Consider the following 12,799-nt stretch of genomic DNA (forward strand, 5'->3'; position numbering starts at 1 on the left):
CTAACCGGTGCGAGCCTTCTCTCCCTGCCCTGACCCGGAGCCCGACGGGCGCCCCAAGCGCTGGTACGCCACCAGGGTGAGGAGCATGAACACGTCGGCGAGCACGATGACCCCGGCGGCGGGCAGATCGATGAGGCCGGACAGCATGATGCCGAACAGCGTGCTCCCTACCCCGATGATCATGCTGGCCATGAGGGTCTTGCGGAACGACAGGTTGAGCTGCAGCGCCGCCAGGGCCGGTATGACCAGGAGCGCCACCACCAGTATTATTCCCACTACCTTGATGGACAGCACCACGGTCACGGCCATGAGGATGTTGAACGTCAGCGAGAGCCAGCTCACCGGTATCCCGTTCATGCGGGACGATGGCTCGTCGAAGGTCATGGCCACCAGCTCCTTGAAGAACAGCATGACCACGGAGAGCACTGCCACGCTCAGCAGGGCCATCAGCGTCAGGTCGGCGGAGGATATGGTGAGTATGGAGCCGAACAGATAGTCCATCACCGAGACATTGAAGCCGCCGGATATGCCGATGGCGATCAGGCCGATCGCGAAGCCCGTTGCCAGCATCACCGCCATCGCTGCGTCGGACTGGGCGATGCCTTTCTTTTTCATATAGGACATGCCCAGGATGGCCAGGGTGGAGAGCACCAGGGCGAAGAGGATGGGGTCCAGTCCCAGCAGCAGGCCGATGGCCACGCCCCCGAAGGAAGTGTGCGCCGCGCTGTCCCCGATCATGGACTCCTTCCTCAGGACTATGAACAGGCCCATGGTAGCGCACACGAAGGTCGCCAGGCATCCGCCGATCAATGCCATCTGGAAGAAGGGCATGCCCAGGAGGATCTGGAGGTCGCCGAGGAGCGCTTCAGACGCCATCGGTGCTCCCCTCCTCGCTCTCCGGGCGATGGTAAACGAAGCGGAAATGGTCCCCATAGGCTTTGCGGAGGGTCTCCTCCCCGGACCCCACACCCGACTCGTGCACGCGGCGGTTGACGCAGACCACCCGGGTCATCCTGTCGAACACCGCGGTGAGGTCATGAGAGACCACCATGATGGTGGTCCCCTTCTCCCGGTTCAGCTCGCTCAGCTTCCCATAGAACTTCTCCTGGGTCCCCGCGTCCATGCCGGACAGCGGCTCGTCGAGCATCAGGAGCTCCGGATCGAGGACCAGGGCCTTGGCCACGAAGGCCCGCTGCTTCTGCCCCCCGGACAGCTGCCCGATCCTCCTTTCTGACAGGTCCGCGATGCCCATGAACTCCAGGGCCTCGTCGACCTTCTCCCAGTCGTCCCTGTTGAGCCGGCGGAACAGGTTGGACCTGCGCACCCGGCCCAGCGAGACCAGCTCCCTGACGCTCAGGGGGAACTGCTGGTCGAAGTTGATGGCGTCCTGGGGCACGTAGGCCACCCGGTGCCACTCATCGAACCCTTCGATGTCCTTGCCGAAGAGGCGGATGCTCCCGTCCTCCTTCGGCAGATAGCCCAGTATTGCGCGGATGAGAGTGGTCTTGCCCCCTCCGTTGGGCCCCACCAGGCCGACGTAGTCGCCCCTCTCTATCAAGAGGTCAGCTTCATCGATCACTTTCGCGCCTCCCCGGACCACGGTCAGGTCTTCGATCTCGAGGACCGCTCCGGGCCCCACTCCTGGTATGGCGGTCATGTTGCCGCCCTCCCTTCATGCGTGCTCATCCGCTCGCCCCCAGACCTATCTTCAGACTGTCCAGGTTCGCCTCCATCTGCTCCAGGAAGTCTAGTCCGTCCACGTCGCCGACCAGAAGGTACAGCTTCAGCATCTGGACGCTGTGGCCGGACAGGCTTTCCACGCTGCTCTTCATGGTCTTCGCCCACTTGTCGGTCCACGTGGGGTCGTAATAGACTACGTAGACCTCATGCTCGATCATGCTGGCGACGAGGGCCTTCAAGGTTGATACGCTCGGTTGCTCCTCCGCGTATATTCCTATGATGCCTTTCTGATTGAACCCGTACCGGTCCGCCAGGTACCCGTAGGCCTCATGGGTGACGAATACCATGTCCACGGTTTTTCCTTCCAGTTCCGCCTTGTACCGCAGGTCCAGGTCCTCGAGCTTCTCGTCAAACTCCTCCCACCTCTCGGTGTAGTAGTCCTCGTTGTCGGGGTCCTCCGCCACCAGGGCGTTGAGGATCGTCAAGGCCTGCTGCCGGGCGTTGTGGGGGCTGATCCAGGTGTGGGGATCGTACATGGGTTCGTTCGAGCCTTGCTCGGCGACGAGGGAGGTGATCGACAGCACGATGTTCCTGCCGAGCGAGGACTCCATTTCCATGCTCGTCTCAACCCTGAGGGCATTCACATCTATCAGGTACAACTTGCCCTCGCCGGTCGCCACCCACAGGTTGTGGCGGTTGAGGTCCTCGACCGGCCTCATGGAAACGGGTTCCTCGACCTCGAGGTCGACCTCCCTGACCGCGCCGTCGACGACGTCTACCAAGATGACCTTGCCGGTCGCAGGATCGGTGATGACCACGGTGCGGCTGTCATCCAGCAGCATGGAGGCGGGCCAACCGTGGGAGGCCGTCTGCGCCACTGCTACCGGCATCTCGGCGACCAGGGTCTCATTGACGAGGTCGTACACGACGATGGAGGAGTAGGCGAGGCCTTGAGAGGCGCTTCCGACGTAGGATATCAGCCAGGTCCCGTTATCGCTTATCCAAGACCTGGAGAGGCGGTCCCCCTCATGCGCGTATGGTATGGTCTTCATGTACCCGCTCGAGGTCACCACGGACAGGCCGTCGGCGCAGGTAAAGTAGACCTTCCCGGTAGCGGAGGAATATACGCCTCCTTCGGGAGCGTTGCCGGCATAGCCGCCGGAAAGGACCTTGCTGCCGGTCTTCGCGTTGATTATCATGAGGTTCTTCTGGTTGTCCCCGATCTCGCTCATGTCCGCGTAGTACACCAGGCTGTTCTGGTCGAAGACCACGGTAGCGTGGTTGGTGGTGGAGGAGCCGGCGGTGTCCGCAACCTTGTAGTAGCTGGCGGGCGCGTTGACATCGATCACCAGGACAGCGTTTTCACCGTCCAGCGCGAAGGCCACATACTTATTGTCGATCGATACGGCGGCATGCATGGGCTTGCCAGCGGGGATGGTCGCGGATATAGAGGGCGCGTGATAATGGTCCCCGTGAGCGCCCGTGTTCATCACGGTGACGCTGTCGGCTCCCGGTATGAACAGCAGGTTGTAGTGCGCGGAGTTGAGGGCCTCGACGGCCCGGTCGTAGTAGCCCGAATAGGCCGCGAAGACATCCAGATCGAATTCGAAGGTCGTGCCCAGGGCCACCTTCGCGTCGGATGAATCATACACCAGCGTTTGGTCGTTGTCGTTGTCGAACACGAAGAACCTGGTGCCCTTGACGGTGCTCTCGGAAAGGGCCACCGCCTCGGCGGACTTCACCACGGTGACCTTGTCGGTATCGATGGCCGGGAGGACCTGGTTCTCCACCCACGGATCGTCCATGCCCGCGCCGTTATATATGAACAGGTCCGCTTTGCCGGCCTTCAGTATGTCACTGGTCGTCGGGGACCAGTCGTGCCCCTCGGTGCCATCGGGGAGCAGTGAGCTGACCTCGACCTTGTCCCCTCCGATGGTCTCGACCATGTACCTCAAGGGATAGAACGCGGTCACTACTTTCAGCTTGTCCGCATCGTTCTCGTCCCCCGGTGAAACGCCTCCGGGTGAAAGGACGAGGGCCGCGATGCCTGACATTGCCAATATAGCCACTATGCCAATCGCGAAAATCTTCTGGTTTTTCGAGATCACGGTCCAGACCTCCTGCGCACCAACAGCACCGCCGCCACAATTACCGCGGCGATCGCCGCCACGGCTCCGGCGATGAGCGTGATGTCCAGCCCATCGTCATTCTTGGGGTTCGTCTGGGGGTCGGGATCGCTGGGGTCAGGGTCGATGGGATCTGGATCGGCGGGGACCAGGGACATGCTCAGCGGCTCCACCACCGCATCTTCAGCCTGTTCCACCTCAACTTCATGAATGATGCTAACGTACCCCTCCTTCTCGATGGTGATGTTGTACGTACCAGGAAGGACGCCGTCGATGGTGTAGTTGCCGTCTGGTCCGCTGAGAACGGACACCCCGTCCGGTAGCGTCACGGTGGCGCCGCTGATCGCAATGCCATCAGCGTCTAGCACGGTCCCGTTGATATAGCTCAGGGGGTAGCAGTAGTTATCGCTCCATATCGGAGTGATGAAGCCGGTCGCGCCTTTGTGGTAGTATATCACCAAGTTGTCGGCACCTGTTGTCCAACTGCTTCCGACCGAGGGCGCGTTGCCGTGGAATACCATTGTGGTCAGGTTGACGCAGCCGTAGAACGCACTGTTGCCGATGGCGGTAACGTTGCTGCCGATAACCACTAAGGTCAGGTCGGTACAGGAAGAAAATGCAACGTTGCCGATGGCAGTAACGTTGCTGCCGATGGTCACGGATGTCAGGGCGGCGCAAGCAGAAAAGGCCCCGTAGTCGATGGTGGTGACGCTGTCGGATACGATGAGCTCGCCGCTCTTGCCCGCCGGGCACTGTATTAATGTTTTAAGGTCCTTGCTGTACAGTATGCCATTGACGCTGGCATAGTTCTCGTTGCTCTCGTCGACATTGATCGCAGTCAGGGCGGCGCAAGAGCCGAACGCCTGCTGACCGATACTGGTAACGCTGCCGGGTATGGTAACGGAGGTCAGGGCGCAATACCTGAAGGCATAGTTTCCGATGGTGGTTACACTGCCGGGCATGGTAACGGAGGTCAGGGCGACACAGTTCTGGAACGCACTGTTGCCGATACTGGTAACGCTGCCGGGTATGGTAACGGAGGTCAGGTTGACGCAGCCCTGGAACATATTGCCTCCGATGGCGGTGACGCCGTCTTCGATGACCACTGATTTCAGGTTGGAGCTGCCGGAGAAGGCACCATTGCCTATGGTGGTGACACTGCCGGGTATGGTCAATGTGGTCAGGGCCTTGGAGCCAGAGAAGGCATAGTTGCCGATGGTGGCGGTTACGCCGTCCTCTATGATCACTGTGACCATGTCGGTGCAGCCGGAGAAGGCACTGCTGCCGATGCTGGTGACGCTGTTGGGTATGGTAACGGAGGTCAGGGCGACACAGTTCTGGAACGCACTGTTGCCGATGCTGGTGACGCTGTTGGGTATGGTAACGGAGGTCAGGGCGGAGCAGCCAAAGAACGCTTGCAGGCCGATGGTAGTGGTAACGCCGTCTTCGATGATCACCGATTTCAGGGCGGCGCAAGAGCCGAACGCCTGCTGACCGATACTGGTAACGCTGCCGGGTATGGTAACGGAGGTCAGGGCGGAGCAGCCAAAGAACGCTTGCAGGCCGATGGTGTTGACACCGTTAGATATGGTAACCTCTTTCAAATTTTGGCAATTGTTGAAGGCATAGCTTCCGATAGTAACAACGCTACCTGGTATTGCCACCGAGGTCAGGGATTTGCATAAGGAGAACGCACGATCGTTTATGGCAGTAACACTGCTGGGTATGGTGAAGTCACCGCTCTTGCCTCCGGGAAACTGAACAAGCAGTTGTATGGTCTTGTTGTACAGAACACCGTCGATGCTGGCGTAATCCTCGTTGCTCTCATCGACGTTGATCCCAGTCAGGGCGGAACAGCTCTGGAACGGACCGATGCCAATGCTGGTTACGCTCTCAGGTATGACCACCGAGGTCAGGGCGGAGCAAGCGGCGAAGGCATAGTTGTCGATGCTGGTGACGCTGTTGGGTATGGTAACGGAGGTCAGGGCGGTGCAGCCAAAGAACGCATAGTTGCCGATGGTGCTAACTTTGTTGCCGATGGTCACCGAGCTCAAAACGGAGCACCCGTAGAACATATAGGTGGCGATACTGGTAATGTTGTTCGGCAGGGTCACGGAGACCAGGGCGGTGCAACCGCGGAAAGCCTGGTCGCCGATGGTGGTGACGTTGTTCGGTATGATGATGGAGGTCACGAAGGTGTTCTGATAGAACGCCCTATACCCTATGCTGGTGACATTCTTCCCTTCAATCGTCTCAGGTATTACAGCTTCACCAGTACCGCTGTACTTGGTAATCTCCACCTCAGTGTCGCCGTTGATCAGCTGGTAAGTGTAGTCGCCGCTCACAGCGCCTGACACCGTGCCGGCCAGGGGAACGGGCCCTATGATCGTGGACAACAGTAATATGATCGCGATACTGGCCATTGCCAATGTGTGTTTTTTCGAGGCCATAACCTAACCTTTTTATGGGCATGATGTTAGATTTTATTAAGATAACTATTAACATAAACTATGATAAATTAACATTTTTAATAATGTACCGTTATCATCATGGTTAGTTATATTAGACTCCACTCCCCCGTTGGGCCCGGTGAGGCCCTCGACCACGAGGATCTCCCGGACCAGGGTTTCTTGGTGGGACGGCCGCCTACCGTCCCTCTTCGGGCATAGCGCTTATCCGCTCGCCCCTAGCCCCGTTTTAAGGCTCTCCAGGTTCGCCTCCATCTGCCCCAGGCAGTCCAGGCCGTCCACGGTACCGGTCATGAGGTAGAGCTTCAGGACCTGCACGCTGTGTCCGGACAGGCTTTCCACGTTGTTCTTCAGGGTGTTGGCGTAGCTGTCCGTGTATACGGGGTCAAGGTAGACGACGTAGATCCCGTGCTCCATCATCTCCTCGACAAGATGGGCCAGGGCCGAAGCGCTGGGCTGCTCGTCGGCAGAGATCCCTATGGCGCCCTCCTGCTCGAAGCCGTACCGGTCCGCCAGATATCCATAGGCCTCGTGGGTGACGAAGATCACGTCCGCCGAGGTCTCCGCCAGCTCATTCTGGTACCTCTCGTCAAGGTCGGCGAGCTTCTGGTCCAGCTCCTCCCACCTCTCGGCGTAGTAATCAGCGTTGTCGGGGTCCTCGGCCACTAGGGCGTCGTAGATCGCCTTGGCTTGCTGCCGGGCGTTGAACGGACTTATCCAGGTGTGGGGATCGTACACCCCCTCATGGTCATGGTCATGGTCATGAGAGTGGCCTTCCCCTTCGGTAGGGGAAACGGCCGACATCACGATGTTCCTGCCCAGTTCGGGTTCGGGGACCTCCATCTCCAGCTCGACGTGCCCGTGCTCCGGGTCGATAAGGTACATCATGTTGTCACCGGTCACCACCCACAGATTGTGGCTGTCGACATCCTGGACCAGCCTCATCATCAGAGGCGCTTCCGCCTCGAGGTCGATCTCATCAACAGTACCGGTGGCTACGTCGATCAGCAGCACCTTGCCGGTCGCGGGGTCTGAGATGGCCACAGTGCGGCCGTCCTCCAGCAGGATTGAGGCGGGCCAGCCGTGGTTGGCCTTCTGCTGTACTTCTACATCTATCTCCGCGACCAGGGACTCGTTGACAATGTCATAGGCGACGATGGAGGCATAGGCCAGCCCCCGGCCGGTATCTCCCACATAGGATATGACCCAGGTCCCGTTCTCGCTGATCCAGGACCGGGAGAGGCGGCCCCCATCATGCCCATACGGGATGGTCTTCTCGTACCCGTCGGGACCCACTACGGCCAGGCCGTCGGCGCAGTCCAGGTACACCTTGCCGGTCACCGAGGAGTACTGTCCCCCATGGGGGGCGTTCCCGGCGTACCCGCCGGAAAGCACGATCTCCCCGGTTTCCGCATCTACGATCATGAGGTTCTCGGGATTGTTCCCGGTCTCCCTCATGTCCGCATAATATACCAGGTTGTCATCGTCGAAGACCACGGTGGCGTGGTTGGTAGAGGATGAACCGGCGGGGTCCAGGACGACCTTGTATTCTGCGGGCGCGTTGACGGGTATTATCAGAACCCCGTTGTCGTTGTCCAGGGCGAAGGCCACGTACTGCCCGTCCTCGGACACGTGAGCGTGCAGGGGCTTGCCCACGTCTATCACTGTGACCACCTCCGCATCGTGGAAATGATCCCCATGGAGGCCGGTGTTCAGAACGGTGACGTTATTGAGGTTCGGTATGAACAGCAGCTTGTACCCCGCGGAGTTGGTGGCCTCGATGGCCGGGTCGAAATAACCCGAATAGGTCGCCGTCATGTTCAACCCGAAGGGGAAGGTCTGGGACAGCACCATGGCCCCATCGTGGGAGTCGTAGACCAGGAGCTGCTGCTTGTCGTTGTCGAACACGAAGAAACGCGTATCCTCCACGGCATCCTCGCCGGAGCCCTCGTGCAGGACCATGCCCGCGGTGGTCTTTACCACGGTCGTGTCGCTGGTATCGATGGCCGGCAGGAGCTGGTTCTCCACCCACATGTCAAGGCTCGCCCCGTTGTATATGAAAAGGTCGGCTTTGTCAGCGGCCAGTATGTCCGCCGCCGAGGGTGACCATGAATGCACCTCGGTGTTCTCGGGAATCAGCGTAGAGACAGATACCTTGTCTCCGCCTATGGTCTTGGCCATGTAGGCCAAGGGGTAGAAGCTGGCTACCACGTTCACTTTGTCCGAATCGCCCTTGCCTCCGGTCGAGAGGAGCAAGGCCGCGGCGCCCGCCGTGACCAAAATGGCCACGATCGCTACTGCGAAGATCATCTGTTTCTTCGATGTCATATAATTGCCGATTAGAACGGATAAACATTATTAGATATCATTGTAACTATTAATATTATGATGTTAACAATCTTTGTTTTATTAACATTAATTGGACCTCAGGGCACTGTGGGTCATTGAGCTGCGCACATGCCTTGAGCCGCCCGGTGAGGCCAAGCCGGGAGAGCATCGCTGCGCAGCCTTCCGGCGATGAGGCGGCAACATGGTGAGAGCGAGCGGGTCCGATGCAGGCCGTGGATGGCCAGGCATTCAGTCCGCGAAGAACGGGACCGTTCCAGAAATGATAAGTCGCCAGATGTTGCGCGCACCGGGCCTCGGCGTCAATCTATATAAATAGATTTTTATGCTATTATCATTTTTAATTTCATGAAGATAATATTAAAATCGGATGAAAGAATAGAACCGAGCGCGACCCCTAATGATCTCTCTGTTCACGACCTTCGCTGCCACCAGCACCATAGCAATGGAATGCGACATTGGACTGGGTACAGGAGGCGCGTTGGTATCTCTCTCACTCATCCTGCTGCTCTCCTCCAAAGAACTCATATCCTCATCGGTCCTGCATTCCCCCAAGGTGGAGAAGGCGATGGACCTGGCGATCATCCCACTGCTGACAGTGTTCGTCCTTAACGTCGCATACATGGTGATGGGGTAAGCGAGCGGTACGATACTGGCTGAGGCCATTTTTAGAGCGAACGAAGAGCACCCGCCACCGTCCGCGCCATTCCTCGGTTCATGGCGGGTGAACTGTGACAGACTCCTGGCCCGAGGCACCAGCGCTTGCGGGGCCGCATGTACCGCCAGGGGAGCAAGTGACAAATACCTCTTGACCATAGGCCGCACACGGACCGGGGCATCCCCCGGTCCGCATGGTGAACCGATGAACAATATCGTCGCCCGCGCGGACGAGGCTTTGAAGGCGCATGACCTGTGCGACCATTGCCTGGGCCGTCTTTTCGCGCACATCGAGACCGGGACCACGAACCAGGAACGCGGACGGAGCATGAGAGTGGCCGTGACGCTGGAGCGCTCCGCCAGGAGCGAGGGGGCGCCAGAACACGAGATGTGCTGGCTGTGCGATGACATGTTCGACAGCCTGCCCCGGTTCGCCGAGGCAGCCATCGAGAAGCTGGGGGCCGTGGAGTACGATACTTTCCTCATCGGCACCAAGGTCGACCCGGCGGTGCAGGACCGCGAGGAGCAGCTGTGGGCTGAGGTGGGGGGCGACAAGGCCGAACCGATCAAGGCTGAGCTGAACCGGGAGATCGGGAAGATCGTGGAGGCAGCGGTGCAGAAGGAGGTGGAGTTCAAGAGCCCCGACGTGGTGGCCCTGATCGACACCCGCTTCGGGCACGTGGATCTGGACATCGCTCCCATCTTCTTCTACGGCCGCTACCGCAAGTATTCGAGGGAGATACCTCAGACCAGATGGCCCTGCCGGATGTGCCAGGGCAAGGGGTGCAAGCGCTGCGGCGACACCGGCAAGATGTACCAGGTGAGCGTGCAGGAGATACTCGGCGACGTCATGAGGCGGGAGGCCGAGGGCGCTGACCACTTCTTCCACGGCATGGGGCGGGAGGACATCGACGCCCGCATGCTCGGCACCGGCCGCCCCTTCGTGATCGAGATCTCCGAGCCGAAGAAGCGCGCGCTAGACCTGCGGAGGATCGAGGAGCTAGCGAACGAGTCGGGGAGGGGGCTCGCCGACTTCTCAGGGCTTCGCAAATCGACCCGGGAAGAGGTGCGCCAGATCAAGGCCGCCACCCCCGACAAGGTGTATGTGGCGGAGATCCGGACCCGGGGTAAAGTTAATAAGGACAAAGTTAATGAGGTAGTCCAGTCGTTAAGGCAAGCGCGTATCATTCAGCAGACGCCAACGAGGGTCGCCCATCGGCGGGCCGACCTTGCCAGAGAGCGGGGCATCCACGACCTCCAGCTATTGGAGTTCAGCGATGAGCGCCTCGTCCTGCAGCTTCGCACGGAGTCCGGGACATATGTCAAGGAGTTCGTGAGCGGGGACGACGGCAGAACCAAACCCAGCCTCTCCGGGGAGATCGGCGTGGCCTGCGAAGTGACGGCCCTTGACGTCGTACAAATAATCGATAACGCTAACGAGGGATGAAACATGGTAAAAGCTTCCAGAGGCCTCAGGCGCAAGACCAGGCAAATATTTAGCAAGACCCCCCGCACCAAGGGGATGACCCCCATTACTCACGAGTTCAGGAACTTCGACGTGGGACAGAAGGTCAGCGTCGTTATCGACCCTTCGGTGCACTATGGAACGCCCCACATGCGTTTCCAGGGGAAGACGGGCGTCGTTACTGGCCAGCAGGGCCGCGCCTTCGTGGTGGAGCTGAAGGACGGGAACAAGCTGAAGACCGTTGTCGCCCGCCCCGAGCACCTTATAAAGGCACAGTGAGGCAAGCGCCATGCCCGAGGAGCGCTACGTGAGCCTGTCCGAGGTAAAGCATATCCTGGACGAGGCCGGTGAGAGCAGGGAGCTCAGCCCCGACCAGAGGCTGGCCCAGGACCATGCCCAGAAGGTCGCCAGACTGAGCCTGGAGGATGCGCGGAAGCTCCAGGCCGAGCTGCAGAAGCTAGGGTTCATCTCCGAGGCCCTCTCGGTGAAGATCGTGGACCTCATGCCGACCCATGCCGACGATGTTCGGGTGCTCTTCTCCAAGGAAAGAATGGTATTGGAGAAGAAGTATATCGAGCAGATACTATCTACCGTGCAGAAGTATCAGTGAAGAACCAATAAAACCACTTGACGGGATTGACATGGAGGACTACGCGCTGATATTAGATTATTTGCCCCAGGGACTCTCGACGGACAAAAGCTTCAAGAGAGAGCCGCTAGCGTATGCTATCGGGGAGAGCGAGTTCAAGCTTTTCGAGCTCATCCCCAAGCAGGACGCCATCATCACCATCGGGGACAAGGTCTATATCGGCAAGGAGCCCAACCTCCGCGACAAGATCATACATGTCAAGAGGCGCGTCGGGTACGAGGAGCTGACCGCCGCCGCCCAGGCCGAACTGCCGTTCATCGTACAGGACATTGTGAGGTCGCAGGAGGCCCGCTTCGTCAAGTTCTTCAACGAGGCCCAGGCCATCACCACCCGCTTCCACATGCTCGAGCTCATCCCCGGGCTGGGGAAGAAGACCATGTGGGCCATCATCGAGGAGCGGAAGAAAGGGGCGTTCACCAGCTACGAGGACATCACCAAGAGGGTCCCCGCTCTGAAGCACCCCGACAAGCTCATTGCCAAGAGGATCGAGGACGAGTTCTCCGACCCCACGCAGAAGTACCGCATCTTCGTGTCGAGATGATATAGAACTCAGGGACAGAACGAGATTCGTTCATTTTCCACATGGCGTGAGATTTTTCCTTTTGCTCGGCATAAGGGAAAGCACGTGAGGATGTCTGCCTCTGTCGACAGAGATCAGGCCTTCCCCTTCCAAATGAGCGACATATCTCTCTAGCTCATCTTCAGAGATACCAGTCCCTTGTTCAATCGCACCTATATATGCAGTGCTGTCACGAACCTTGTTTAAAACGATGGCCGCTCCGACCTTCATCTCCGCGATATCTTCCAATTCTTGGATCCATGGTACTCTGAAGCCGTACCGCTCCGTCAATTCCTTCATCCTTTCGAGTAAGAACCCTTCCCAGATGCGAGCATACGGCGGATCATCCAGCAGATTCTGGTTCGCACATTCTTCGAACAGTATGGTCTTTTTTAAGCCCTTCCGGTAGAGGATCGCCATCTCATCTATGTCCCTTGAGCGATCGGTCACGCTTTTCAGCAAAAATATGTCCTCCCTGGAGAGAAGGTAGAGATCGATATTGCCCATTTTCTCAAAAAGCTCCGCTCGGTCTCTCATCCCGTCCGAGAATCGGAGCCCATTACATATTTTGCCGACGAATATGTCAGCATTGCTGACGACGGTCTCCTTTTGAGTGATTTTAACTTCAGGAACCGGGCGTAGGTTCACATTCATGCCTAGGCTGCTGAAGGCTAAAGTGATCTCAGCAGCTTGAGACTGGCTCGGGAGAATCAGGTCTACGTCCTTTGTGGTGCGCTTTTCGTTCCTGATGGCATCGCACCGCCTCCGATCATATACACTGATAAGTTGGTGGAGCATAGCCTTCCCGCCTTCCTGAACAGTTCCAGGACGTGAGCCCTCTCGAGAGCG

At 58.7% G+C, this 12,799-nt stretch carries 11 protein-coding genes; 5 read left to right on the top strand and 6 right to left on the bottom strand.

Going from position 1 to position 12,799, the window contains the following annotated elements:
• The 5 genes from WYS_RS09555 to WYS_RS09575 form a co-directional block, all read right to left on the bottom strand.
• Positions 1-876, bottom strand: a complete 876-nt coding sequence (locus tag WYS_RS09555) for a metal ABC transporter permease (protein ID WP_019177947.1) — start codon at positions 874-876, stop codon at positions 1-3.
• Entirely contained in the window at positions 866-1,657 is a 792-nt protein-coding gene (locus WYS_RS09560) for a metal ABC transporter ATP-binding protein (RefSeq protein ID WP_147654319.1), read from the bottom strand. Before WYS_RS09560 ends, WYS_RS09555 begins: the two co-directional genes overlap by 11 nt.
• 25 nt (positions 1,658-1,682) lie before the next feature.
• Positions 1,683-3,788: a metal ABC transporter solute-binding protein, Zn/Mn family gene (locus WYS_RS09565; protein ID WP_236993856.1), complete on the bottom strand. Its 2,106-nt coding sequence runs from the start codon at positions 3,786-3,788 to the stop codon at positions 1,683-1,685.
• Positions 3,785-6,229, bottom strand: a complete 2,445-nt coding sequence (locus WYS_RS14950) for a leucine-rich repeat protein (protein ID WP_019177950.1) — start codon at positions 6,227-6,229, stop codon at positions 3,785-3,787. Before WYS_RS14950 ends, WYS_RS09565 begins: the two co-directional genes overlap by 4 nt.
• A 249-nt stretch (positions 6,230-6,478) precedes the next feature.
• A complete protein-coding gene (locus tag WYS_RS09575) occupies positions 6,479-8,602 on the bottom strand; it encodes a metal ABC transporter solute-binding protein, Zn/Mn family (protein WP_049796323.1) in 2,124 nt (707 codons plus the stop codon).
• A gap of 418 nt (positions 8,603-9,020) precedes the next feature.
• Between WYS_RS09575 and WYS_RS09580 the strand changes: the two genes are divergently transcribed.
• From WYS_RS09580 to WYS_RS09600, 5 genes are all read left to right on the top strand, one after another.
• On the top strand, positions 9,021-9,257 hold the full coding sequence (locus tag WYS_RS09580) for a hypothetical protein (protein WP_019177952.1): 237 nt from the start codon (positions 9,021-9,023) through the stop codon (positions 9,255-9,257).
• 225 nt (positions 9,258-9,482) lie between these two features.
• The gene (locus tag WYS_RS09585) at positions 9,483-10,724 is read left to right on the top strand and encodes a tRNA pseudouridine(54/55) synthase Pus10 (RefSeq protein WP_019177953.1); all 1,242 of its coding nucleotides are present in this window, start codon (positions 9,483-9,485) and stop codon (positions 10,722-10,724) included.
• A gap of 3 nt (positions 10,725-10,727) precedes the next feature.
• Positions 10,728-11,021 (top strand): 50S ribosomal protein L21e, encoded by a 294-nt coding sequence (locus tag WYS_RS09590; protein WP_019177954.1) that lies wholly within the window; start codon positions 10,728-10,730, stop codon positions 11,019-11,021.
• A gap of 10 nt (positions 11,022-11,031) precedes the next feature.
• A complete protein-coding gene (locus WYS_RS09595; RefSeq protein ID WP_019177955.1) occupies positions 11,032-11,352 on the top strand; it encodes an RNA polymerase Rpb4 family protein in 321 nt (106 codons plus the stop codon).
• Between the two features lie 31 nt (positions 11,353-11,383).
• Positions 11,384-11,932, top strand: a complete 549-nt coding sequence (locus tag WYS_RS09600; RefSeq protein ID WP_019177956.1) for a DUF655 domain-containing protein — start codon at positions 11,384-11,386, stop codon at positions 11,930-11,932.
• 30 nt (positions 11,933-11,962) lie between these two features.
• Here the strand turns inward: WYS_RS09600 and WYS_RS09605 are convergent, their stop codons facing one another.
• Entirely contained in the window at positions 11,963-12,748 is a 786-nt protein-coding gene (locus tag WYS_RS09605) for a hypothetical protein (RefSeq protein ID WP_026068992.1), read from the bottom strand.
• Positions 12,749-12,799 lie beyond the last annotated feature (51 nt).

The organism is Methanomassiliicoccus luminyensis B10 (assembly GCF_000308215.1).
GTDB classification, from domain to species: Archaea; Thermoplasmatota; Thermoplasmata; order Methanomassiliicoccales; family Methanomassiliicoccaceae; genus Methanomassiliicoccus; species Methanomassiliicoccus luminyensis.